Consider the following 21,788-nt stretch of genomic DNA (forward strand, 5'->3'; position numbering starts at 1 on the left):
GGGTAACCGCTCTATTTTCATCCCTGGATGTTGGGTATAATAGTTTTTAATAGAGCACCTTGGATTATTGCCTTTTAAAAGAACGCTAATTGAAGATAAAATGAATAGGATGAAGAAAGGAAGGGTAGTGCCATGGATTTTGAAACAGTTATGCAGGAGCTTGAATCACTTGGCAAGGAACGAACGAAAAAAACATACATAAGTAACGGAGCCAAAGAACCGCTTTTTGGCGTGGCAACAGGAGCGATGAAGCCGCTCGCCAAGAAAATCAAGATCAACCAGCCTTTGGCCGAGCAGCTATATGCAACAGGGAATTATGATGCGATGTATTTTGCAGGGATCATTGCTGACCCTATGGCGATGAATGAGGATGATTTTGACCGGTGGATGGATGGGGCGTATTTTTTTATGCTGTCCGATTATGTGGTGGCTGTTACGCTATCAGAAACCGATATTGCGGAAAAGGTAGCGGATAAATGGATTGCAAGCGGAGAGGAACTGAGAATGTCTGCCGGATGGAGCTGTTACTGCTGGCTTCTTGGGAACCGGCCGGATAGCGAATTTGACAAAAGTAAAATTGCCAGGATGCTTGATCAGGTGGAAAATAGTATCCATGAAGCACCTAACCGAACGAAATCCGCAATGAATAATTTTATCTACACGGTCGCTGTTTCCTTTAAACCATTGCATGAAAAAGCGGTGGAAACCGCCAAGTCTGTAGGGGAAGTCGAAATGGTAAAAGACAATAAAAAAAGCAGCATCCTGCATGCATCAGTAAATATCCAAAAGGACGTAGATAAAGGGAGAATTGGTTTTAAGCGGAAGTATGTAAGGTGTTAGGGTAGATTGAACTAGCAAAGCTGAGATCATTCTATAAACATTTTAGATATTCGCACTCAATCTAAATATGAGTTAGAAAAATTCCGGCTGCATTCGCAGCCTTTTTTTGTTCAATTTTTGCTGTTACTATGGAATCATTAATTCGTAATAAAATTTATTATAAAATCAAAGATGAATGATATTGCCAAAAGGATCAAAGGCTTTTTAAGCAATTCGTCTTCAAACAACCTCTATTTTCAGTATAATTTTGCAATTCTGCCATTATGTGAAACTATTCACGTGAAAACATTCACATGATATAATGTAAGCGTAAACAATCCATTAACCCTATTGGGAGGAATCATGATGTTATCCGATTTAATTTTTGAATTCAAAAGCTGGTGGCTGGGTGCAACTTATCATGGTATGGAAATGGATGAATTTGAACGGCTTGAATCAAAACATACAAGAGTGCATCACGATGAAAATATTTATGAAGAAATTCGCGTGCATTAGTATACATTTTACTGGAGTCCTGCTTTGCAGGGCTTCTTTTTTTATGCTGGTTCTTAAAAAGGGTTCTCTCAGGCAATTGGCGAAATTTAATCATGGGTATTTAATAACGAAAGCGGGAGACGCATATGAGGACTTTTATATACATGGTCAGGCACGGGGATTCACCGAAAACAGGTGAGATTGATAGAGATAGAGGTTTAACAGAGAAAGGGAGAGAGGATGCGAAACGAATCACGAAACTTTTAAAAGAGGAGGACATTGACGTATTCGTGTCAAGTCCTTACGCCAGAGCCATTCTCACAATACAAGAGCTGGCTGATACCAGTGGAAAAGAAGTTTTGCTTTATGATGGCCTAAAAGAAAGAAAGTTCGCTGCAGGAGACATGCGGATCTCAGATGAAGAATTAAATCCTTTGCTGGAGCAGTCATTTAGTGATTATAAATATGCATGGCCAGGCGGTGAATCGAATCTGGAGTGCCAAAACAGGGCGATAAAAGTATTAAAGGGACTGTTAATGAAATATGAAGGCCAGAAAATAGCGCTTGGCACACATGGAGCAGTAATGACTTTAATGATGGCGTATTTTGACATTCAGTACAATCTGGAATTTTTACATAAGTTATCTAAACCTGATGTATACAAGATGAGCTTTGAAGGCGAGGAGTTAGTGGAGGTTAAAAGAGTTTGGGGAATACAATAGTTAATTTCCATACCCGAAACAGATTACGTGTAAATTAACTGATTAACACCTATACTATAGTAGAAATTTCGTTTGGGAGGGAATTAAATGTTGCAGATTGAAATGTGGACGGACTTTGCTTGACCATTCTGCTATATTGGCAAAAGGCGTCTGGAGGACGCTATTAAGCAGATTGACTATCCAGTAGAAGTCACATATCGGTGCTTTGAACTGGATCCAACATCGGGTAAGGATATTAAAGAAAATATGTACGAGGCATTATCAAAGAAATATGGCATGAGCATCGAACAGGCAAAGGCCAGCACGCAAAATATGGTGCAGATGGCGAAGGAGTCGGGGCTGGATTATCAGATGGATACTCTTATACTGACAAATACCTTCGATGCCCACCGATTGATGATGTATGCGAAAAAGCATGGCAAGATGCATGAAATGACAGAACGAATTTTACGTGCTTATTTTACAGAATCAAAACATATCGGTGATCATGAAACCTTGACAGAATTAGGTGTTGAGGTTGGCCTGGACCGTGATGGAGTTGCAAAAATGCTGGCAAGCGATGAAATGACAGAAGAGGTCCGTTTCGATGAGCAGACTGCACAGCAGTACCGGATCACCGGCGTACCATTTTTCTTGATCAATAAAAAATACGCACTTACAGGCGCGCAGCCTACTGAGGCATTCGTTCAAGCGTTGACAAAAGTAATAGCCGAGGACGGCATAACGATGTTAAACAACGACGATGGCGATATGTGCGATGAAGATGGATGCGAGATTCCTAAGAAATAAAACTATAAGAACCAGTCACCAGTTCACAAATGTGAGCTTGGTGACTGGTTCTTTTTATATTTAGCTTTAATTTGGTTTAATGTAAACTGAAATATATTTTGGTTGACATAAAATATAAGAAACTATTATTCTGAATCTATACAAAATTTTAAAAGCAGGAGGATTCAGATGAAAAAACGTTTAAGTACGCTAGATTTGACTCTGGCAGGAATGTTCGTTGCCTTGATGGCAGTAGGGGCAAACATTACTTCCTTTGTTCCGTTCATGGTAATCGGCGGAGTCCCGATTACTCTGCAAACCTTTTTTGCCATTCTGGCTGGAACGATTTTAGGCAGCAGGCTTGGTGCCTTATCGATGGGAGTGTATGCGTTTGTGGGCCTTGCAGGCGCGCCGGTTTTCGCCAAGTTTAGCGGCGGATTTGCCACATTGTTAAGCCCGACTTTTGGGTTCATTGTCTCTTTCATTTTCACAGCCTATTTTGCCGGCCTGATTATCGAAAAGAAGAAAACTCTGCCATTCTATATTTTTGCAGCATTAGTTGGCATGATCATCAACTATGTGTTTGGCACTAATTGGATGTATATGGCTTACAAGCTGTGGTTTACTGCACCAGAGGGTTTTACCTATAAGATTGCCTGGCTATGGATGGCCGTGCCATTGCCAAAGGATATCATCCTGGCCGTATTTGCCGGAATGATGGCACATCGCCTGCAGCATAAGGTGCTTTCCCGCAGCCAGTTCAAAAAAGTAAACCGTGCAGCATAAACGATGAGGAGGGGTACCATGGATTTCCGTAAATTGGCCCTGGATGTTTTGGAAGGATATGAATTGACAGACGCGGAGGCAATGAGCATACTACATTGTCCGGATGAAGAACTGCTCGAATTATTGAATGGTGCCTATAAAATAAGGCATCATTACTATGGAAACAAAGTGAAATTAAATATGATTATCAACACCAAATCTGGCTTATGCCCTGAAAATTGCGGCTATTGTGCCCAATCGAGCATTTCAACCGCTCCGATTGAGAAGTACAGAATGATGAGTAAAGAATCAATCCTTGAAGGAGCCGCACAAGCCGATCAGCTCAATGCAGGGACATATTGTATTGTCGCAAGCGGGAGAGGGCCAAGCAATAAAGAAGTGGATGAAGTTGTTTCAGCAGTAAAAGAAATCAAGGATTCCTATAATATGAAGGTTTGTGCCTGCCTTGGGCTGTTAAAGCCAGATCAGGCAACAAAGCTGAAGGAAGCTGGCGTGGATCGGTATAATCATAATATCAACACATCGGAAGGTCATCATGAATCCATAACGACATCCCATACATATCAGGATCGAGTCCAAACTGTCGAATTGATCAAAGAAGCAGGGATTTCACCATGCTCCGGTGTCATCATCGGCATGAAGGAGAGCACGGAAGATGTAGTCAAAATGGCCAGAAGCCTGAAAGCCTTAGAAGCTGATTCAATCCCAGTAAACTTCCTGCATGCAATCGACGGTACACCGCTGGCGGGTACAGATGAACTTAATCCTCGCTACTGCTTAAAGGTACTCTGCCTGATGCGCTTCATCAATCCTTCGAAGGAAATAAGGATTTCCGGAGGACGTGAAGTGAATCTGCGGAGTCTCCAGCCGCTTGGCCTGTACCCTGCCAACTCCATCTTTGTAGGAGATTATTTGACCACTGCAGGACAGGAAAGTACAGCTGATCATCAAATGCTAGAAGATCTCGGGTTCGAGATTGATTATGTTTCAGAAAAAGAAGTACTAGTGTAAAGGATGGAAGCATGGGGACGTTTCTCATGCTTCCTTTTTTGTTGGTTTTTTATTGGCGCTCTCGATTGAATTCATCGTAAAAAAAGAAGCAAAGGGTACGTCCCTTTGCTTAAACTTTCATGAAATTGTTATACCATTCTTCCCAGTCGAATCCGAGGGAGTAGCTTACGGATTTGGATTCGAGTTTTGAACAGTTTTGGGTGCAGCTGCCGCCGACGATGAATTTAAGGGTTGGGTTGGTTTTGAGGCTTGATTGGATCCATTTTTCCACTTTTTTCACCGGGGCGGGGTTGGTCATTGAAATTGCAACAACAGAGATGTCTTTTAGTTTGATTAAATCAGCCAATCCTTCAAGAGGTGTATTCGGACCCAAATAGATGACTTCGTTACCTTTTTTCTTTAAAAATAAACTGAAAATCATCAGTCCTATCTGATGATGCTCGCCTTCAGGACAGAATGCCAATACTTTTGGCAGTGCAGGGTTCACTGGGAGAATCCTCAAGAACTGTGTGCAGCGGTTAATGATGAACTGGGAAGAGAAATGCTCCTGTGCTACGCTGATGGAGCCATTCTCCCACTCATCGCCAACCTTATACAAAACCTTGACTAATATATGGTGAAACACCTCTTCATAATCATACAATGAAAAAGCAAGGTCAGCGATCTGGTTTGCCTTTGGCGTATCAAGGTTAATTAGAGCAAGGTATAACTTTTCTGTTAGCTCTTCATATTTATTACTTTCAGTGGCCGGTGCTGACAGGGAAGGAGCATCTTCCTGCAGGAGTCGGACTGCATCACTGATTTTCATATTCTTATCGTGGACTTGAGTCTTGATCCATTTAAGAGTATCTAAGTCCTTTTCGCTATATAAACGGTGCCCGCCCTCGGTCCTGGTAGGGATTACGACATGATATCGATTTTCCCAGGCCCTGATCGTAACAGCGGGGATATCCAAAAGTTTCGAAACTTGCTTGATGCTGTACAAAAGTAACACCTCCAATCTTTATTATAGATAAGTTATACAAAAATTACACAATAAAAATCGCTTTAAATAGGCATTTTAATTAAAAAACAAAAAATGTTTGCTTATATTGTATAAGTTTTGTATAATAAAACTCGAAAGGTTATACAAAAATTATACAATTGGTGGTGGAGTAATGAAAACTTTGAATCTGGTATCATTAGTATTGCTTATTGTCGGTGGTTTGAATTGGCTATTGGTTGGTTTGTTTGAATGGGATTTAGTCGGAGGACTCTTCGGAGGCATGGACAGCCCGATCGCAAAAGTGGTTTATATCCTAGTAGGGCTCGCAGCAATCTACAGCCTGACGCTTTTATCAAAAGTAAATAAATAGTGAAGCGGAAGCATGGGGACGTTTCTCATGCTTCTTTTTATTTTTTAAGAATCATAGATTCAACTAGAATCACGGGGACGTACCTTCTGCTTCCATGGAAGCAGAAGGTACGTCCCCGTGCTCCCAAGTTTACAATTTGAACAGTACATGCTGTGCTTTTTTTGACATTTTGTATAGTGCAATGGAAGTTTGAAGCCTGTAAAATAGACATAGATTTCTAATTATTCAGAATTTAGCTGAAAGGGGAGTTAAAAAGGATACATACCTGGTCACTCATCAAGATGGATGTCGTTTCTACGGGAATATTGTAAGCGCTTACAAAAAACGACAAAAACTAATAATAATTTATATAAAAGGGGGAACTGATCATGTCGGACACTGTAAAAATTGGGCTGATCCAGGCTTCGAATGATGTGGATGGCCGGGAGCCGGTTGAGGTTCACAAGGAGAAAGCAATCGAGAAGCATATCAAGCTTGTAAGGGAAGCCAAAGATAAAGGTGCCCAGATTATCTGCCTGCAGGAGATTTTCTATGGTCCTTATTTCTGCTCCGAGCAGAATCCGAAATGGTACGATGCCGCCGAGGAAATTCCAAACGGGCCGACGACTAAGCTATTCCAAGAGCTGGCAAAGGAATTGGGTGTCGTAATTGTCTTACCCATTTACGAAAGAGAAGGGATCGCCACCTACTATAATACTGCTGCAGTGATCGATGCGGATGGCTCTTATCTAGGAAAATACCGAAAGCAGCATATCCCGCATGTCGGTGTCGGCGACCAGGGCTGCGGTTTCTGGGAAAAATACTATTTTAAACCAGGAAACCTTGGATATCCGGTATTCGACACAGCCTACGCCAAAGTAGGGGTCTATATTTGCTATGACCGCCACTTCCCTGAGGGTGCAAGATTGCTAGGCTTGAAGGGTGCTGAGGTAGTTTTGAATCCTTCTGCGACAGTTGCCGGCTTGTCTGAATACTTGTGGAAGCTGGAGCAGCCTGCCCATGCGGTTGCAAATGGCTATTATGTGGGAGCGATTAACCGAGTGGGCACGGAAGGTCCATGGAATATGGGCGAGTTCTATGGCCAGTCGTACCTGGTCGATCCGCGCGGCAACTTTGTCGCGATGGGCAGCCGTGACCAGGATGAAGTCATCATCGGTGAAATGAATAAGAAATTGATCAGGGAAGTCCGTGATACATGGCAGTTCTATCGTGACCGCAGGCCGGAAACGTATGACGAAATGACGGCACTTTTACCATAACAATCAACACGGCAGGCAGGGCTTTACACAGGCAGGAGGTAAAGCCCTCTTTCTGTCCGATTTCAATAGAGGAGGTTGTTTAATTGACTGCGAAAATTTCATATGAAGATCTGCAGCTGAATTTTCAGGAAGTAGAACCAGCGTTGACAAACCGTGAAGCATTGGAGGAAGCGAATCGCTGTCTGTATTGCTATGACGCTCCTTGCATCCAGGCATGTCCGACTGGAATTGATATTCCAACGTTCATTAAAAAAATTGCCTCTGGAAACCTGAAAGGATCGGCGAAAACGATCATGACGGCAAATCCGGTCGGGGCTAGCTGTTCCCGCGTCTGTCCGACTGAGGAGCTGTGTGAAGGCGCCTGTGTCCTGAATCATTCCACAAAGCCCATCATGATTGGCAATCTGCAGCGCTATGCGACCGACTGGGCAATCAAGAATGACCAGGTGCTGTTCCAGGCAGGACAAAAGAATGGCAAGAGTGTTGCAATCGTCGGGGGCGGACCTGCTGGCTTGTCAGCAGCAAGAGAGCTTGCATTGCTGGGATACGACGTGACGATTTTTGAAGCAGAGGAAAAAGCAGGTGGATTAAACACCTATGGAATCGTATCATTCCGTTTGCCGCAGAATATTTCCTTCTGGGAAGTGAAGCAAGTCGAAAGCCTCGATGTAAAAATCCGCACGAATACGAGAGTCGGTGTCGATGTATCTGTTGAGGAGATCATGGAACAGCACGACATCGTCATTTTGGCAGTGGGTATGTCGAAGGTGCCTGAACTTGGAGTCAAGGGAGAAGAGTTGGATGGCGTCTATGATGCGATTGAGTTCGTAAAAGCGACAAAGACGAAACAGATTGATAATCAATTTTTAGGTAAAAAGGTCGTTGTCATCGGTGCAGGAAATACTGCGATTGATGGAGCAACCTGCTCGGTCCGCCTTGGTGCAGAAAACGTCAAAATCCTCTATCGCCGTACTGTCGACGAGATGACAGCCTACGATTTTGAATATGAATTTGCCAAGCAGGACGGTGTTGAGTTCCGTTGGCTAACAGCTCCAGTGGAAATTCTCGGAGATAAAGATGGAAAGGTGAACGGCATCAAATGTGTGAAGATGGTGTTAGGGGAGCCTGGGGAAGATGGAAGACGGCGCCCTGTTGCATTGGAAGGTTCTGAGTTTATTTTAGAAGTCGACGCGGTCATTAAAGCGATTGGCCAGTCGAGATATATTGACCTGCTGAATCAATTCGGGCTGGAGCATAACGGCGGTGTAGTAAAAATCGACCAGGATACGTATCAGACTTCGAATCAAAAAGTGTTCGCCTGTGGCGATGTTATTTTTGGCAAGGGACAGGGAGAAGCGATGGTTGTATCCGCGGCACAGCAAGGCAAGGATGCGGCCTATGCGATTCACCAGCTGCTTTCCAGACAGGTTCCAGAAACAGCCTAATAAACTAAGGGAGGTATGACAATGGCAGATTTAAGCATTAATTTAGCAGGAATAAAGTCACCGAATCCGTTTTGGTTAGCGTCTGCTCCTCCAACCAACACAGGCTACCAGGTCCAGCGCGCGTTTGAAGCCGGCTGGGGCGGTGCGGTTTGGAAGACGCTAGGAGATCCTATTTTGAATGTGTCTTCGCGATTTGCTGCGGTCAGCTTTAACGGCCAAAGAGTCGCTGGCTTCAATAATATCGAGTTGATTACAGACCGGCCGCTCGAGGTCAATTTGAAGGAAATTTATGAGACGAAAAAGAGGTTCCCGAATCATGCGATTATTGCATCTTTAATGGTCGAGCCCAAGCAGGAAAAATGGCATGAGATTGTCAAGCGCGTTGAGGATGTAGGTGTCGATGGACTGGAACTGAACTTCGGCTGTCCGCACGGGATGGCGGAACGCGGCATGGGTGCTGCATCCGGCCAGGTGCCAGAGCTTGTCATGAAGCAGACCTATTGGGTAAAAGAAGTTGCCAAAACACCGGTAATCGTCAAACTGACGCCGAATATCACGGATATTACCGTAACGGCAGAGGCCGCGGTAGAAGGCGGGGCAGATGCAATCAGCATGATCAATACAATCAACAGCCTTGCAGCTGTAGATATCGATACATGGGATACCGTTCCTCATGTTGGCGGCAAGGGGGCACATGGAGGATACTGCGGTCCGGCAGTTAAGCCGATTGCTCTCCATATGGTCGGGGAGTGTGCCCGAAATCCGCGAATCAATGTCCCTATCTCGGGCATCGGCGGGATCTCCAACTGGCAGAATGCGGTTGAGTTCATGCTGATGGGAGCCACAGGTGTGCAGATTTGTACAGCCGCGATGCATCATGGCTTCCGCATTGTCGAGGACATGATCGAGGGCTTGAACAATTATCTTGATGAAAAAGGAATTGCTTCCGCCATGGATCTGGTAGGCAAGTCTGTTCAAAAGTACTCTGACTGGGGCGACCTTGACCTCAATTATAAAGTCGTCGCTCGGATCAATAATGATACCTGCATCAACTGCAACAAGTGCCACATTGCCTGCGAGGACACTTCGCACCAATGTATCGACATGCTGAAGGATGCCAGTGGAAACAGCTATCTGAAAGTGCGCGAAGAAGATTGTGTCGGCTGTAACCTCTGCTCGATTGTCTGCCCGGTTGACGGCGCAATCGACATGGTCGAACTCAAGAGCGAGCTGCCGCCAATGACCTGGAACGAGCGCCAGGCAGCACTGGGTGTGCTGGCTTGCGGCGTGGATCCTGTTGTGAAGTAACTAATTTTAAAAAAACGATCTGAATAAGCTTGCGGTGTTGCAAATCTAGTTTTTGGAAAAGAAACTTGCCGAAATAGCTTTTTTAGTTCGGCAAATCCATGTTGCAGGGAAAAAAGGTAACTAACCTTGATTTTCCTTTATTAGAGGCTCAGTTAAAGCAAAATGTTGATTTTTTAAATGCTGTTGATTGTAGTGGAAGGCGCGTAGACTCCTTCGGGATTTAGCGGGCAGGTGAGACACCGCAGAATCGGAGCGACGAGGAGTCTCACCGCACGCCCCAAGAAGAATTTTCATAATTCTTCAGAGGAAAGCGAAGTGCCTGGAACGAAAATCAACAGCCTTGTTAAACAAAGCTACAAAAAAAGGTTACCAATAAAACAAAAATGGCAACCAAACGCAATCCATCATTCCCGAAGGAGGAGAACACATGAAAAAGGTAATAAAGAACGGAACAATCGTGACAGCAACGGATACGTACAAGGCAGATGTGCTGATTGAGAATGGCGTTATCAGCATGATCGGGGAGAACCTGCCGGCGCAGGGGGCAGAGCTTGTCGATGCTAAAGGGTGTTATGTGTTCCCGGGCGGAGTCGACCCGCATACCCATTTCGATATGCCGTTCGGCGGGACGGTTACCAGGGATGATTTTGAAACCGGGACGATTGCTGCGGCATTCGGCGGCACGACGACTGTCATCGATTTTTGCTTAACAAATAAGGGAATCCCTTTGAAAAATGCCATTGATACCTGGCATGCAAAGTCAAATGAGAAATCGGTCATCGACTATGGCTTCCACTTGATGATCGGGGAAATCAATGATGATGTCCTGGGCCAGCTTCCGTCTGTGATAAATGATGAAGGTATTACATCTTTTAAGGTTTTTATGGCTTATAAAAACGTTCTGCAGGCCGATGACGAGACACTTTTCAAGACGCTGATTGCTGCTAAGGATCTTGGAGCGCTCGTTATGGTCCATGCGGAAAACGGCGATGTAATCGAGTACCTGACAAAACAGGCACTGGCTCAAGGGAACACTGATCCGATTTATCATGCATTGACAAGGCCGGCGGAAATTGAAGGAGAAGCGACTGAGCGGGCTGCAACCTTCACAGGACTTGCGAATTCCCAGCTATATGTCGTACACGTATCCTGTGCTGATGCATCAAGAAAGATTGCAGAGGCGAGAGATAAAGGGATTGAAGTCTGGGGTGAAACATGCCCTCAGTATTTAGTGCTTGATCAATCATATCTCGAAAAACCTGATTTCGAAGGTGCAAAATATGTTTGGTCGCCGCCTCTTCGTGAAAAATGGAACCAGGATGTTTTATGGAATGCGCTAAAAACTGGGCAGCTGCAAACAGTGGGTTCGGACCAGTGTTCATTTGATTTTAAAGGCCAGAAGGAATTGGGCAGAGGCGATTTCTCGAAGATTCCAAATGGCGGGCCGATTGTTGAGGACCGTGTATCCATCATGTTCTCAGAGGGTGTCTTGAAGGGAAGGATTTCGCTCAATCAGTTTGTCGATGTCACTTCGACTCGTGCTGCGAAACTTTTCGGCCTGTATCCTAAAAAAGGGACGATCGCCGTGGGGGCGGATGCGGACATCGTGATTTTTGATCCAAAAGTGGAAAGAACGATTTCTGCTGAAACACACCATCTGGCTGTCGATTATAGCGCTTTCGAAGGAATGAAGGTCACAGGGGAACCCGTATCTGTTTTATCAAGGGGAGAGTTTGTCATCCGTGATAAAACATTCGTTGGGAAGCCAGGGGCGGGTCAGTACCTGAAGAGGGCGAAGTATGGAGAAACCAAAATCAACGAGAATAAATCGTTAACCTTCTAATCTAGCAGACACCCTGAAAAAATACATTTCAGAATTCGCAGTTGCCATCCTGTAAATGATCCATTCCAGGGACCGCAGTGAGGGAGCCAGCTCCCTTGCTGTTGGTCAGGTTATGATAGAATCATTGCTTCGGTCTTGGACTTTAATTTGAGGAGGTGACATCACGAGAGCAGCAAAAACGGTAAGTTAGCTTCTTATGTTTTTTGAATTCAGAAAATTTAGTATATTTATTGGGGGTGTCTGGATGAGCAAGAAAGGAAGTTATTTAAAATCACCTGACCTGATGCCAATCTCCCATAGTGACAGGAAAATCAGTGCGTTTGGTTTTTCTGTCATATGGATTGGGATGGCTGTTGTTTTGGCAGCTTTTGCGATTGGCGGTTCCGGAATTCAAACTCTGCCGCTTGGCTGGGTAATCGTGGCTACTCTGATTGGTTCTGTAGCAATCGGTATTTTCATGACAATTATAGGGGATATCGGCGTCGAACACGGCCTGTCTTTTCCAGTCTATATGAGGGCTCCGTTTGGGACGATAGGAACTCATATTCCGTCGCTGGTGCGAGGGATAACAGCATCTTGCTGGTTTGGCATTAACACTTATTTTGGTGCGACAGCCATCAATGGCATTTTAAATTTATTGTATGGATTTGATAATTGGTTTATTTGTTTCGTTTTTTTCGCAACAGTGCAGCTGGTGAATACCGCGCTTGGGATCAAGGCAGTTGAACGCTTTGCTGACCTGGCAGCTCCGGTTATCATTATCATCTCATGCTGGATGTATGTATCTCTTTCTGACAAGGCTATGGCTGAAGGGCGGGATATTTGGGCATGGGTGGAAAGCCCGGTTACTGGAGGAGCAGCATTCACTGCATTCATGGTTGTTGTCATGGCGAACATGGGATTCTGGGCAACGCTAGCAGCTGATATGCCTTCGCTATCACGCTTCTTCAAGGCTCCTAGCAATGAACGCAGCTGGTTTAAAAGAAATAAAGCCCAAATTGCCGGAAGCATTATTGCCATGCCTATTGTCAATACGTTCATGGTCATTATTGGAGCGGTTTCCTATGTGGCTGTTCTAAACTACGACCCAGTTGTAGGTTTGCAGCAGGCAGCGAGCGGTTTTATCCTGGGAGTGCTGTTACTGATGATCGTGCTTGCCCAATGGTCAACGAATACGTCAGCAAACGTCATCCCTGCAGCAACTATTTTCTCTAACGTTGGCGGCCCTAAGGTCCCATTCTGGGTCGGAGTCATAATGGCAGGTGTAGTCGGAATTGCCGTGCAGCCATGGAGCCTGTTTGGCATCATCATCCCTGCACTGCTTGTCATTGGCGGCATTCTCTCGGCTATCGTAGGGATTCTCTTTACTGATTATTATTTACTGAGAAAAAGAAGAGTTAATGTTCATGATCTTTATGAGGACCATGGCCAATTCCGTTATATGAACGGTTTCAATATGGCAGGACTGATCGCCTGGGTCATCGGCGGGGCGGCTGCTTATTATTTCCCTTCTTACTCGTTTATCGTAGGGTTTGGTGTGGGAGCAATTGTCTATTACTACCTTGCTAAATACTGGTGGTTCGTAAAATATAAACAGGCAGAAATTGAAGATCCAAGCGATGAGAAATACCTTGGCATTACTGTTGGACGTGACTGGGTTGTTGAAGAAGATACGGAAACGGTCATGGTCCCTGAGGCTGCAAACCCAATTAACACATAAAAAAGAAGGAGCGTGCAATCATTGTCAGAGTATCAGGATTTCTTACAGGAAAGGGACCGGCTTGATTATATGGTCCAGCAAGGTTACCAAATCAAAAATGTCGTCGAAAATCTGAGCGGCGCATTTGTAGAGTTTGAAAATGCGGAGGGTGAAAGTGAAACACTGCAAATCCTTACTCCAGATGCGCGTAAATATTTTTCAGTGATGCTGCTGAAGCAGCAAAAAACAGGGGCTTAAAAGGAAGGGGAGGGTTGAACAAATGGAGTATATCTTAAGATGCCGGGACAATGTTTTTCCTTGTGAAGTCACGATCGATGAGGACAATGGACGCTATATGATCAAAAAAGCGGACTCAAGCGGCGAGGTGTTCAACTCTTCAGCCGAGCTGGTCCATTGGATCTTGAATAACTGGGAAATTGATGATTTTTACGATCAAGCCCAGTTCGAGGAAATGCTGCGCGAGATCCAGGAATATCATATGGTTTAGGACCTATAAGACAGCTGACTTCGGTTGGCTGTTTTTTTATTGCCCCGACAATTAATTCATATTTTGCTTTTGCCAAAAGTACCATACAGTAAGGAGGGATTATCTTGAGTCTTAGCGTAAAAAAAATCCTCAGTTACGTATCGTACACTTTTGGGCTCCTGGTGCTTTTAATCATGATAAGCAGGGTGAATTCTTATTTTTCAACTATTGCACAAGAAACATACAGAATGGTTCCCTGGCATATCTATGCATTGCTAATGTATATACCAGTCGGTGTCTACCTCGGCCTGCCTAAACTATTCAATGAGTTAAAAAAATCGGGAAGATTGAGGGTGAACTTTTATAAAATTGCTTTTATTGCTTTCCCAATGATGTATCTCTCTTTCTACTGGTATTTCCCCTTTTCTTATCCCATTCCAGAATTCCTGGCCACTTCGAAATCCTTATTTAACTTTGGCAATATGATAGCAGGGTTTATTTTTATTGATAGTCTTAGAAAAGATTAATCTTTGTTTTGAAAAGGCAGGCAGCGATATTCATGGGGATAATGAATAGAGGGAAGGTGAAACGAAATTGTGGTTTCTGAATGTCTTACTGTCCTTTTTGGGTCTTGCTTAGTTCATCGATTGGTGACAGATAGGAACGATAATAACTTCATATACCGACCAATTCAAACGCTAAGCCAGGTGAGGATTCGAATTATACGTTGGGTGATACTAAATACACAAACAGTGGAGGTTAACTCTATTTTCGTGCGGCGCTTCGTTTAGTGTCGCGCTTTTTTTTATATTTCCTAATTTAAAATACCAATTCCAGTATTGCATAAAATTAACAAACACAGTAATATTTAGTGTAATATTACACTTTTTGAGGTGGTTTGGTGAGGTCTATAGGGGTAGGGAATATAAAAAAAATCTCTAGGAATCCAGTAATTCTAGGGTTAATTGTATTTATTTTTCTGATTGGTGTGCTTTTTAACATTCCGACTGAAAAAAGAAAATACGGTCTCTCGCAGAACAATATGGCAACAGATTACACTGGTCTGCTTCCCGAAAAAATTGCCGGGGTCGTGAAAGCTGGCGACAGAAAACAGCTGCAAAAAGTCGTGAAGGAAGCAAATGAGAAGGGACAGCAGATATCGATTGCGGGTCTGCAGCATTCTCAAGGAGGCCACACGTATTACAAGGACAGCGTTGTTTTGGATATGAAGACATTCAATAAAATAATAGAAATTGATGAAAAAAATAAAACAATTAAGGTTGAAAGCGGTGCGACATGGGAGGACGTTCAGGAAGCTGTCCAGCCATATGGTCTTGCTTTAAAGGTGACACAATCTCAATCAATTTTTACTATCGGAGGATCACTGTCGGTCAATGCCCATGGACGGGATATCCGCTTTGGTCCTATGGCAGGAACAGTAAAGGAAATGACTATCCTGATCCCGACAGGAGAAATAAAAACAGTGACACGGAATGACTCGGAAGATTGGATGAGGTATATGCTTGGAGGCTATGGTTTGTTTGGAGTAATTTTAGATGTGACACTGGAACTGACGGACAACGAAATATACAAAATCCATACGGAGCAGCTTGATGCGGATGAATATGAAGAGTATTTTGCCAATCTGCTGGCCAATGATGAAACCGCTATGCACTATGCTAGATTAAGTGTTGCCCCCAGGACTTTCTTGGAAGAAATGTATGTGATCGATTACAAGACTACTGGACAGCAGGATCAGCAAACTCCGTTAAAGCAAGAGCATGGAGCGCGGATCGGTAAGCTGGCAATGGACCTGGGGCGGCAAGGAGGGCGATTTGAGGATTTTTTCTGGGAAAATCAAAAAAGGCTTATCCATTCTCTGGATGGAGACAGGGTTACAAGAAACAACGTAATGCGCGGGAACTCAGACTTCATGGAGTTTACCAAACCTGGCCGTGTTGAGGTCCTGCAGGAGTTTTTCATTCCGGTCGGGCAGTACGAAGAATATATCAATGAGTTAAAAGGAATTCTTCCTGCTGATGATAAGAAAGAGGATTTCAAGATTCATAACATCACTGTTCGCTACGCTGCAAAGGATGAATATACAAGTTTGAATTATGCTGATGAAAGCATGTTAGGGCTTGTTGTTCTGCTGCAGCATGGTTTGAAAGAGGAAGAAATCAGCAATGCCGAGGGTGTTATCCGGAAATGGACAGATTTGACGCTGAAGCATGGAGGTGTCTATTATCTCCCTTACTACCACTATCAAACAAAAGAACAGTCCAGGAATGCCTATCCAGACTGGGAGACTTTCCAAGCAGAAAAGCTGAAACGAGATCCTAATGGTGTTTTTCAAAACATTTTTTATGACTATTATTTCAACGAGGGAGCCCCGGAATGAAGATGAAAAGCGAACGCTATATTCCTTTGGTCGTAACGGTTGGGCAGGTTGTCATTTTTCCCTATTATATTCTCTGGCTGAAGCAGGCCTCTCTTACATTTACCATGTTCACATGGCTGTTTGCGGGCTTTTCTTTTAGCGCCGCTTTTGGATATCGTGTTTACCAGACCAGAACGAAGCATGAGAATTCCTTTCTCCCGTTGCTATATATTGGGATGGGTCTGGTCTATGTATTCGCAGGATTGCTGGATATTCCCTTAGAGCAGCTTCCTTATTTTGCACTGATTTTCCAGGTTGCATTAGGTTTTTTACAGGGTTACCATCATGCCTGGCATATTGAGCAGAAGGCATTCCGATTGCATGCGATCCATCATTATCTGACCGTTGGGATCATTATGGTATGTCTATCTTTTGTGAAAATCGTTACGCCAATCATCTTCATTGCTGCTTTTGGTGTTGTTTTAATTATTTGTGGATTCTGGCTGTTGTTTCCGAGAACGGATGCCGATCCTGCAAAAATAGACCAAGGGAAAATGCCAAGGGAACTTTGATGTACTTTCCCTCAATATGACAGTTCCAACAGCTTTTTCTTAATAAAATTGTAAAATATTAGCAGTAGAATGGCAGCTGCCGGATATACAGGAATAGAGTAAATCAGCTTCCAGCCTGTATAAATCAAGGCATCATTTTTCACGCAAACCCATTCATAAAATAGGGAGAAAATTGTCCAGAACATAATATACCAGGCAGTTCTTTTACCAGTAATTTCAAATTTATCGTATACATACAGGAAGAGCAGCGATGCGCATGGATACATGAATAAATGAAATAATGCACCAGACATTTCGTATGTTGGATTATCGCCAAAATAATACATGCTAAATGGGGTTGCGATTAAGAAATAATCAATCGTTGAAACCAGGGCGATATTGTATATCCAAATGAGAAGGGTGATGACCAATGGAAAGTATTTTCGAATGGGCAAGAACAATAAAAATGCGGTCATTGAAGAAATCAGGAAGAACCATTCGTTCCAATCAAATGTGACATTCATTTCCTATCCGCTCCTCGAAAAAGAATTCTGCGGAAAATGTTCATAAAACCAATTAATAGTAACAGGCCGCCAAACCAGTTAGCTGGCGACCACCAGAATTGCCAATGGTAATGGACCAATACGCCTGAATAATGACTGAGCCATTCAATCCCAGTTAAAATTCCTACAAATATAACCATCAATTGAGCTATCTTGAACAGGCTATTCTTTGTTAAGTATTCATCTAAAAACAGTACCATGATCAGTGGAATCAAAGTCGTCCGGTTTAGAAAATGAGAAAATTCGAGTGAAGGTTTATCAGGAATGATAAGAGTTTTAAAATTCATAAAACACAATGCCGAGAAATTTTGTGTGAGATATGAAGCTAAAAACCAATAGGCCAAGATCTCAAGGATGTGAAGGTTTTTCTTTTTCTTGATGAAAAATAGCAGCCCTAATCCGTTCATTACAAGGTATATGAAGAAAACCATATCTTTTTCTCCTCAATTTTCGTCGTTTTAGTATTCCCAAATCTGTTTTTGATATGTTTTTTAGTCAAGCATGCAGAAAACGACAAATTCCTTAGCTTTTTTCTTTTATAGTGGTAGATAACATTATTGAAAAAGGAGATTTTGCTTTGAATTCATATCTCATGGTAAAAGACCTTTTAAGAAGAAAGCATTTTGAAAACATAGAAGTTGTTGCCGGCCATTCTGGTCTTAATAGGCTGGTAAAATGGGTCCATGTTGTCGATGTGACAAAAATCAGGAATCTGCTGAATGGGAATGAGCTGATTTTATCGACTGGTCTTGCCTGGCGGGATGATAAGGATTTATTCCTTTCTGTTGTCGAGCAGCTGATCGAATCGAATGCGGCTGCTTTGTGCATTGAGATTGGAACCTATACCTCGTTACTGCCGCAAGAAATCATCGATTTGGCTAATACGCATCATTTTCCGATCATTCTCTTTAAACAAGAAGTTCCTTTTGTGGAAATCACCCAGGATATCCATACTCTCCTTATCAACCATCAATATCAAATGATTTCAGAACTGGAAAGCTATTCACAGGCATTGAACAAGAAGCTTTTAACGATTGAAGATCATAATGAAATCCTCACTTTCATCCAACACTATTTAAAAATTCAAGTGATTACTGTATTCAGTAAAAATGAGATCCTCTTTATCCCAAAAGTGAATGAACAGGAAAGGGCAGAACTTTTAGCTTATATTGAAGAAAAACCTTTAGATCCGAACCTGGCAAGGATCCCGATTCAGCTGCTGGGGGACAACCATGCGGAACTGCTTATTTATTCGAAGGACAGGGAGTTGACAGATTTTGACCACCTAATCCTTGACCGGACGGCGACAGCATTAGCGCAATTTCTGCTTCGCAAGCATTATGTCGAGGAAAAAAGAAGAGCAGAGGAAACAGAATGGCTGACAAGCTGGCTCGAAGGAGAGTACAGTGAGGAAGCTGTTCATGAGTTTCTGGCCTATCATTCTCCATCAGTAAAACCAAAAGGTGCATTCATTTGTCTGTGCAGGCTGACACCATATGAGTCATACACTAATCTTGATATGACCTATTTCAAGCTATATTTCAGGACTGTCTTTAAGCAGCAGGGCTTCACGCTTTTTTCAATTGAGAAAAGAGATTCGCTGATCTTTATTTTTATCAATAAACGCAATTCTTCAACCTGGAAGCAGCGGATGAAGGAAGGCATCCAGAAGCTTGTCCAGAATGACTTGAAAATTGGCAAGCATAAGTCCAAGCCTTTGCTTGGGATTGGGAAATACGTCGAGGAATTGACGAATATTCCTTTGAGCTATCAAACTGCTGTGGAGACTCTTCGGATCCAGAATCGGACAGGGCAGCAATCTGAAAGCTGTTTTTATGATGACCTACATATTTTCCGGCTGATTTCCCATTTGAACCGTCATCTCGATTTGAATGAAATCGTTCAGGAATACCTGGAGCCTGTGATTCAGTATGATAAAAAATATAACGGGAAGCTGATGGAGACGCTGAAAACTTATCTGGCATGCAACGGTTCGAAGCAGGAAACGGCAAAACGGCTTTATGTAGTCAGGCAGACGCTCTATCATCGGATCGAAAAATTGGAGAAGCTGCTCGGGAATGATTTTATGAATCATGAAAAGCGGCTTGCAATCGAGTTCATGCTTCATTCCCATGAATTCCTCCAATCGTCCATTCAGGCCAGGCCCGCTGAACGAGAGACCTTATAAGATTCGGCACCATTCCCACCCAGGGGCATAGGATAATCTGATGAACCTGGGGAGGGAATGAAGAGATGTATAATTATCCTTATTACTATAATCAACCTTACTGTCGTTCAGGTGCTGGATATTACCAGCAGGACTACCAGCAGGCAGCTGAAGTAATTCTAGGCTGTCTAAAAGGCGAAGCAACAGACGCTGATTTTTATGGAAGGCTGGCTGAGCTGGCTCCTAATGATTACCATAAAAATACGATTCTTCATGCATTTGAAGCGAAAAAAGCCCAGTTGAAACAATTTACTGATTTATACGCGGCGATTACTGGCGTTCAGCCAGTGTATCAATATGATCGGGTGCATTTTGACTCATATCGTGATGGACTGAATAAAGCCTATGAAGCAGGACTTAGGGATGGAGAAATCTATCACCAGCAATACCTCTTCACACAAATGTCACCAGCTCGTGAAATGTTCTTTCGTGCCTTTACGGAAGAAGCCGAGCACCTGTCAAGATTCCATTTCTTAAGGCAGGACTCCAGGATAGAACTTAAGGATTACGGCGGCCAGCCATTAGTCCTCGACATCGAGGAAGCAACAACGCAGAATGAAACATTCAGGACGGCACTGTGGACTGGCGAACATTTTCAGGTCACATTGATGAGCATCGATGTAGGGGATGATATCGGACTTGAAGTCCATCCGAATACAGACCAGTTCCTCCGACTAGAGCAGGGACAGGGTCTCGTGCAAATGGGAGACAGTCCGGACCGGCTCGATTTCCAGGCACAGGCATCTGATGATTTTGCGATTATGGTACCAGCCGGTAAATGGCATAACATCACAAACACAGGCAATGAAAAAATGAAGCTATATGTCATCTACGCCCCGCCTGAGCATCCGTTTGGGACTGTACACCGCACCAAGGCAGATGCGATGGCAGCCGAAGAGCAAGAGGGCTGAGAATATTATGTGGAGAGCCGGAAAGGGATTTCGGCTCTTTTTTTATTTTTTCTTGGACGAGCCGGGATTATGAACATTCAATATTCTTTAGTGAAATCGAATTGAAAGCAGAGAGGATCTCAGGACAATTCAACCTGCAAAAGTGTAAAGGAATTGTTTTGAGAGGTAGTGCCAAGACAAAAATAAAAGCGAATTGTCTTGCGAGGCGGTGCCAAGACAATTCAATCGGCTAAAATTGAAACGAATTGTCTTGAGAGGTGGTGCCAAGACAATTCAATGTGCAAAAGTGAAAACGAATTGTCTTGGGAGGTAGTGCCAAGACAATTCAACTGGCAAAAATGGAAACGAATTGTCTTGCGAGGTAGTGCCAAGACAATTCAACGGGCAAAAATGAAAACGAATTGTCTTGGAGGGTGGTGCCAAGACAATTCAACGGGCAAAAATGGAAACGAATTGTCTTGCGAGGGGGTGCCAAGACAATTCAACGGGCAAAAATGGAAACGAATTTTCTTGGGAGGCGGTGCCAAGACAATTCAACGGGCAAAAATGAAAACGAATTATCTTGGGGGGTGGTGCCAAGACAATTCAACGGGCAAAAACGCAAACGAATTGTCTTGCGAGGCGGTGCCAAGACAATTCAACGGGCAAAAATGGAAACGAATTGTCTTGGGAGGCGGTGCCAAGACAATTCAGCGGGCAAAAATAGAAACGAATTGTCTTGGGAGGTAGTGCCAAGACAATTCAACGGGCAAAAATTGAAACGAATTGTCTTGGGAGGCGGTGCCAAGACAATTCAAAGGGCAAAAACGAAAACGAATTGTCTTGCGAGGCGGTGCCAAGACAATTCAATCGGAAAAAATTGAAACGAATTGTCTTGAGAGGCGGTGCCAAGACAATTCAACGGGCAAAAATGGAAACGAATTGCCTTGGGAGGTAGTGCCAAGACAATTCAGCAGGCAAAAATTGAAACGAATTGTCTTGGGGGGTGCCAAGACAACTCAACTGGGAAAAATGAAAAAGAGTTGTTATGAAAAAGATGAGTTGACAAATCTTTTTTCATTATGTGAAAAATGGCAGCTCAGTTATTTTACATTATGTCTAATGAAAGCTTGTTGAAAATGAAAGATAATTTTATCGAGGGAATTTTTTTAATTTTATG

Annotated in this window: 22 protein-coding genes; 19 read left to right on the forward strand and 3 right to left on the reverse strand. The window is 43.4% G+C overall.

Translation table 11 applies throughout. The features are described 5' to 3' along the window. The first annotated feature begins 132 nt into the window (after positions 1 to 132). From AC3EBE_RS07445 to bioB, 6 genes are all read left to right on the forward strand, one after another. The gene (locus AC3EBE_RS07445) at positions 133 to 840 is read left to right on the forward strand and encodes a DNA alkylation repair protein (protein ID WP_488594383.1); all 708 of its coding nucleotides are present in this window, start codon (positions 133 to 135) and stop codon (positions 838 to 840) included. Between the two features lie 342 nt (positions 841 to 1,182). Further along, positions 1,183 to 1,335 (forward strand): hypothetical protein, encoded by a 153-nt coding sequence (locus tag AC3EBE_RS07450; protein WP_488594384.1) that lies wholly within the window; start codon positions 1,183 to 1,185, stop codon positions 1,333 to 1,335. Positions 1,336 to 1,460: 125 nt separating this feature from the next. Next, positions 1,461 to 2,036, forward strand: a complete 576-nt coding sequence (locus AC3EBE_RS07455) for a histidine phosphatase family protein (RefSeq protein WP_488594385.1) — start codon at positions 1,461 to 1,463, stop codon at positions 2,034 to 2,036. A gap of 135 nt (positions 2,037 to 2,171) precedes the next feature. Further along, on the forward strand, positions 2,172 to 2,825 hold the full coding sequence (locus AC3EBE_RS07460) for a DsbA family oxidoreductase (protein ID WP_488594502.1): 654 nt from the start codon (positions 2,172 to 2,174) through the stop codon (positions 2,823 to 2,825). Between the two features lie 168 nt (positions 2,826 to 2,993). Then, positions 2,994 to 3,590, forward strand: coding sequence for a biotin transporter BioY (locus tag AC3EBE_RS07465; protein WP_488594386.1), 597 nt, complete (start codon positions 2,994 to 2,996; stop codon positions 3,588 to 3,590). An 18-nt stretch (positions 3,591 to 3,608) separates the two neighbouring features. Continuing rightward, a complete protein-coding gene (bioB, locus tag AC3EBE_RS07470) occupies positions 3,609 to 4,601 on the forward strand; it encodes a biotin synthase BioB (RefSeq protein ID WP_488594387.1) in 993 nt (330 codons plus the stop codon). A 109-nt stretch (positions 4,602 to 4,710) separates the two neighbouring features. Here the strand turns inward: bioB and AC3EBE_RS07475 are convergent, their stop codons facing one another. Then, the gene (locus AC3EBE_RS07475; RefSeq protein WP_488594388.1) at positions 4,711 to 5,586 is read right to left on the reverse strand and encodes a MerR family transcriptional regulator; all 876 of its coding nucleotides are present in this window, start codon (positions 5,584 to 5,586) and stop codon (positions 4,711 to 4,713) included. A gap of 172 nt (positions 5,587 to 5,758) precedes the next feature. On the opposite strand from AC3EBE_RS07475, the gene AC3EBE_RS07480 reads away from it, so the two are divergent. The 10 genes from AC3EBE_RS07480 (at position 5,759) to AC3EBE_RS07525 (ending at position 16,949) form a co-directional block, all read left to right on the forward strand. After that, entirely contained in the window at positions 5,759 to 5,956 is a 198-nt protein-coding gene (locus AC3EBE_RS07480) for a DUF378 domain-containing protein (protein WP_423410506.1), read from the forward strand. A 368-nt stretch (positions 5,957 to 6,324) separates the two neighbouring features. After that, positions 6,325 to 7,215 carry a nitrilase-related carbon-nitrogen hydrolase gene (locus AC3EBE_RS07485; RefSeq protein WP_488594389.1) on the forward strand — a complete coding sequence of 297 codons (891 nt, stop codon included), beginning with the start codon at positions 6,325 to 6,327 and terminating at the stop codon, positions 7,213 to 7,215. A gap of 83 nt (positions 7,216 to 7,298) precedes the next feature. Further along, entirely contained in the window at positions 7,299 to 8,660 is a 1,362-nt protein-coding gene (locus AC3EBE_RS07490) for an NAD(P)-dependent oxidoreductase (RefSeq protein WP_488594390.1), read from the forward strand. Between the two features lie 21 nt (positions 8,661 to 8,681). Then, a complete protein-coding gene (gene preA / locus AC3EBE_RS07495) occupies positions 8,682 to 9,968 on the forward strand; it encodes an NAD-dependent dihydropyrimidine dehydrogenase subunit PreA (protein WP_488594391.1) in 1,287 nt (428 codons plus the stop codon). Between the two features lie 427 nt (positions 9,969 to 10,395). Continuing rightward, complete coding sequence (hydA, locus tag AC3EBE_RS07500; RefSeq protein ID WP_488594392.1) at positions 10,396 to 11,811, forward strand: dihydropyrimidinase; 1,416 nt, start codon at positions 10,396 to 10,398, stop codon at positions 11,809 to 11,811. Positions 11,812 to 12,055: 244 nt separating this feature from the next. After that, positions 12,056 to 13,531 (forward strand): NCS1 family transporter, encoded by a 1,476-nt coding sequence (locus tag AC3EBE_RS07505; protein ID WP_488594393.1) that lies wholly within the window; start codon positions 12,056 to 12,058, stop codon positions 13,529 to 13,531. A gap of 12 nt (positions 13,532 to 13,543) precedes the next feature. Then, on the forward strand, positions 13,544 to 13,768 hold the full coding sequence (locus AC3EBE_RS07510) for a hypothetical protein (RefSeq protein ID WP_488594394.1): 225 nt from the start codon (positions 13,544 to 13,546) through the stop codon (positions 13,766 to 13,768). A gap of 22 nt (positions 13,769 to 13,790) precedes the next feature. Then, positions 13,791 to 14,018: a hypothetical protein gene (locus AC3EBE_RS07515; RefSeq protein WP_488594395.1), complete on the forward strand. Its 228-nt coding sequence runs from the start codon at positions 13,791 to 13,793 to the stop codon at positions 14,016 to 14,018. A gap of 1,021 nt (positions 14,019 to 15,039) precedes the next feature. Continuing rightward, a complete protein-coding gene (locus AC3EBE_RS07520) occupies positions 15,040 to 16,398 on the forward strand; it encodes an FAD-binding oxidoreductase (protein WP_488594396.1) in 1,359 nt (452 codons plus the stop codon). After that, positions 16,395 to 16,949: a hypothetical protein gene (locus AC3EBE_RS07525; protein WP_488594397.1), complete on the forward strand. Its 555-nt coding sequence runs from the start codon at positions 16,395 to 16,397 to the stop codon at positions 16,947 to 16,949. Before AC3EBE_RS07520 ends, AC3EBE_RS07525 begins: the two co-directional genes overlap by 4 nt. An 11-nt stretch (positions 16,950 to 16,960) precedes the next feature. Here AC3EBE_RS07525 and AC3EBE_RS07530 read toward each other — a convergent pair whose 3' ends face one another. After that, positions 16,961 to 17,452 (reverse strand): hypothetical protein, encoded by a 492-nt coding sequence (locus AC3EBE_RS07530; protein ID WP_488594398.1) that lies wholly within the window; start codon positions 17,450 to 17,452, stop codon positions 16,961 to 16,963. Further along, on the reverse strand, positions 17,449 to 17,922 hold the full coding sequence (locus AC3EBE_RS07535; RefSeq protein ID WP_488594399.1) for a hypothetical protein: 474 nt from the start codon (positions 17,920 to 17,922) through the stop codon (positions 17,449 to 17,451). The genes AC3EBE_RS07530 and AC3EBE_RS07535 overlap by 4 nt, the downstream gene beginning before the upstream one ends. Positions 17,923 to 18,083: 161 nt before the next feature. Between AC3EBE_RS07535 and AC3EBE_RS07540 the strand changes: the two genes are divergently transcribed. From AC3EBE_RS07540 to AC3EBE_RS07550, 3 genes are all read left to right on the forward strand, one after another. Further along, complete coding sequence (locus tag AC3EBE_RS07540; RefSeq protein ID WP_488594503.1) at positions 18,084 to 19,679, forward strand: PucR family transcriptional regulator; 1,596 nt, start codon at positions 18,084 to 18,086, stop codon at positions 19,677 to 19,679. Positions 19,680 to 19,744: 65 nt separating this feature from the next. After that, positions 19,745 to 20,629 (forward strand): cupin domain-containing protein, encoded by an 885-nt coding sequence (locus tag AC3EBE_RS07545; RefSeq protein WP_488594400.1) that lies wholly within the window; start codon positions 19,745 to 19,747, stop codon positions 20,627 to 20,629. A 780-nt stretch (positions 20,630 to 21,409) separates the two neighbouring features. Then, positions 21,410 to 21,745, forward strand: coding sequence for a hypothetical protein (locus AC3EBE_RS07550; RefSeq protein WP_488594401.1), 336 nt, complete (start codon positions 21,410 to 21,412; stop codon positions 21,743 to 21,745). The last annotated feature ends 43 nt before the right edge of the window (positions 21,746 to 21,788 follow it).

This window comes from Mesobacillus sp., assembly GCF_057785455.1.